This is a genomic window from Streptomyces endocoffeicus (assembly GCF_016741935.1).
Classification (GTDB): domain Bacteria; phylum Actinomycetota; class Actinomycetes; order Streptomycetales; family Streptomycetaceae; genus Streptomyces; species Streptomyces endocoffeicus.
On record NZ_JAERRG010000002.1, the window covers coordinates 205,579 to 208,650 of the forward strand.

Genomic DNA, 3,072 nt, shown 5'->3' on the forward strand with positions numbered 1-3,072 from the left:
GCTTTGGCTTGGAGAACGTCGCATATGCCACAGATGAGCCAGTTCCTGTCCGCACTGATCGCCAGTGGCACGATCCTGATCATCATCCTGGCGACCGACATCGGCCGCCGCCGCATCACCACGATGCGGATGGTGCGCTCGGTCATCGCCGTGGCCGTGGTCATCGCGATCTTCGTCGAGTCCTTCCCGACCAAGGGCAACGACATTTCCCTGCAGCTCGTGGGCGTCGGCACCGGCGTCATCTGCGGTCTGATCGCCGGAGTGCTGCTGCCCGCCTACAAGGACGCCACGTCCGGTGAGCTCTACACCATCGGTGGCATCGGCTACGCCCTGGTGTGGATCGTCCTCTCCGGCGGACGCATCCTCTTCGCCTACGGCGCCGAGCACTGGTTCACCATGGACCTGATCAAGTTCTCCATCGACTACAAGATCAGCGGCCAGGACACCTACGCCAACGCCTTCGTCTTCATGTCGCTGGCCATGGTGCTGACCCGAACCGCCGTACTGCTGGCCAAGATGCGCAAGCTGAAGGGCCAGAACACCGGAAGCGGTCAGCTCCCGCAGCAGACCGTCACCGGTGCGTCGGTCTGAGCCGCCTGATTTCATAGTCCACCAACCCCCGCCGGGCCCCGCCCCGGCACCCCTCGGACGCAAGAGCAGGGTGAAGCAGTGGAAAGCCATGACAATCTGAGGCTCCGACCGCCTCGGCACCGGGTCGACCGCCGTGCGATCGGCTGGTGGACGCTGCAGTCCGCACTCTTCGCCCTGCCCTTGCCGCTCGTCTTCGGGATCCTGTGGGCCTCCATTCCCCCCACACGTGAGTTCTTCATGTGGGCCACGCTGATCTCGCTGGTCCCCGGACTGCTCTACATGGCCGTCATGCCGGCCTGGCGGTACCGGGTCCACCGCTGGGAGGCCACCGACGACGCGGTCTACGCGGCCTCCGGCTGGCTCTGGCAGCAGTGGCGGGTCGTGCCGCTGTCCCGGGTCCAGACGGTGGACACCCTGCGCGGCCCGCTGCAGCAGATGTTCGGGCTCTCCGGAGTCACCGTGACCACCGCCTCCGCCGCGGGCGCGGTGAAGATCAAGGGCATCGACCACAAGCTCGCCGGGGACCTGGTGGAGCACCTGGCCAAGTACACCCAGGCCGTGCCGGGAGACGCCACATGAGCTCCGAGACCACCGTGCGGCCGGACCTAGACGCGGCCGGCCGCGACTGGGGGCGGCTCAACGGGCGGCTGCTCCTGGTCAACTTCTCCATCCTCGCCGCGCCGGTGGCCATGTTCCTGGCCAGCCTCGCGGTCACCGGAGGCGACACCAACCTCCAGGTCATCATCACCCTCGGCTCGCTGTTCGTGACCTTCCTGGTCATCAGCGGCATCGGGCTGATGCGGCTGTTCACCACCCGCTACCGGCTCACCGAGGACCGCTTCGAGCTCCACACCGGACTGCTCTTCCGCAGCGAGCGCTCGGTCCCGATCGGCCGCATCCGCGGTGTCGACCTCACCGCCAACCCGGTCCACCGCGTCTTCGGCCTCACCACGCTGCGCATCGACAGCGGGGACCAGAGCGACGCCGCCGCCCGCAGGCTCGCCCTTGACGGCATCACCAAGGCCGAGGCCGTGGAGCTGCGCCGCCAGATCATCGCCCTGCGCGACGCGGGCCGGGCCCGGCCGGTGGCCGACAGCGACGGTGTGCTCAGCCGGCTGGACTGGTCCTGGCTGCGCTACGGCCCGCTGACCGTATGGGGCGTGGGCGGTGTCTTCATCGCCGCCGCCAGTACCTACCGCACCCTGAGCGAACTCCAGGTCAACCCGCTGGACCTCGGCGTCGTCAAGGACCTCGAGGACCGCTTCGGCACCATTCCGCTCTGGTACGGAATCCTGCTGGCCGCCGTCGTCATCGTCGTCCTCGGCATGCTCGGCTCCACCGCCACCTACATCGAGAACTGGGCCGGCTACGAACTGCGCCGCGAGGACGGCGGAATCCTCCGCATCCGCCGCGGACTGCTGGCCACCCGGTCCGTGAGCATCGAGGAGCGCCATCTGCGCGGCCTCGAACTCGTCGAACCCGTCCCGCTGCGCTGGGCCAAGGGCGCCAAACTCAACGCCGTGGCCAGCGGCCTGGGCAACCAGGAGGACAACCGCAGGCGCCGCGGACTGACCCCGCCCGCCCCGCGCGACGAGGCCATGCGGGTCGCCGCCCAGGCGCTGCCGACCGGCCCCGGGCTGATCGAGCGCAAGGGCCTCCTCCCGCACCCCAAGGCGGCCCTGCGGCGCCGGATCAACCGCGCCCTCATGTGGTCGGTCCTGATCGCGGCCGTCCCGGTGGGCCTGGGCCTGTGGCTGGGCCGGTGGCTCGTCATCACCGGCGTGATCACCGGTGTGCTGCTGGTTCCGGCCCTGGTGGCGTTCGCCTTCAGCGCCTACCACAGCCTGGGCCACCTGCTGCGCGGCCGCTTCCTGGTGATGTGCTCCGGGGCGTTCGCCCGCCGCACCGTCGCCCTCCAGCGCGACGGGGTCATCGGCTGGAAGCTCTCCCGGACGCCCTTCCAGCGCCGGGCCGGGCTGATCACCCTCGGCGCCACCACCGCCGCGGGCGAAGGCGTCTACCACGTGCACGACCTGACCGAAGGCCAGGGGATCGCCCTCGCCGAGACCGCGGTACCGGGGCTGCTGGCCCCGTTCATCGAGAGAGCCCCCGACCGCGGCTGACCACCCCGAGACCAACTGGCGATCCCCCGAGAGGTGGAGGGGCGGACCGAAAGGCCGCCCCTCCACCTCTGAACCCCTCCAGCCCTGGGCCCCTCCATCTCCGAAAAATTGAATACTGGGCGCATTATTTGCTTGAGATCCTTGTGGCCGCCGGAATTCTCATGCACTCTGGTGAATTAACGATGGCCATTGCCCGATGCCCCTCGGATACGGGACCCCAAAGGGATGATAGGGGTCCATAGGGGGTTTGAAGGGGTTTCTGGTCGCCCTGCCCTGTGTAAAGCTGACGTACGGTCTTGGTGTTATGTCTGCGAGGGTAATGGGGCGCGCGATGGTGAGTGAGTCCGTGGATTTCACG

Annotated in this window: 3 protein-coding genes; all 3 read left to right on the top strand. The window is 68.5% G+C overall.

The genetic code is table 11. From position 1 onward, the window contains the following. The first annotated feature begins 24 nt into the window (after positions 1 to 24). Positions 25 to 591 (top strand): hypothetical protein, encoded by a 567-nt coding sequence (locus JK364_RS08885; RefSeq protein ID WP_201849319.1) that lies wholly within the window; start codon positions 25 to 27, stop codon positions 589 to 591. A gap of 78 nt (positions 592 to 669) precedes the next feature. Beyond that, positions 670 to 1,170, top strand: a complete 501-nt coding sequence (locus JK364_RS08890) for a PH domain-containing protein (RefSeq protein ID WP_201849327.1) — start codon at positions 670 to 672, stop codon at positions 1,168 to 1,170. After that, a complete protein-coding gene (locus JK364_RS08895; RefSeq protein ID WP_201849334.1) occupies positions 1,167 to 2,714 on the top strand; it encodes a PH domain-containing protein in 1,548 nt (515 codons plus the stop codon). The genes JK364_RS08890 and JK364_RS08895 overlap by 4 nt, the downstream gene beginning before the upstream one ends. Positions 2,715 to 3,072 lie beyond the last annotated feature (358 nt).

Coding starts and splice junctions, on each gene's coding strand:
- JK364_RS08895 (WP_201849334.1), top strand. CDS start 1,167: ATGAGCTCCGAGACCACCGTGCGGCCGGACCTAGACGCGGCCGGCCGC.
- JK364_RS08885 (WP_201849319.1), top strand. CDS start 25: ATGCCACAGATGAGCCAGTTCCTGTCCGCACTGATCGCCAGTGGCACG.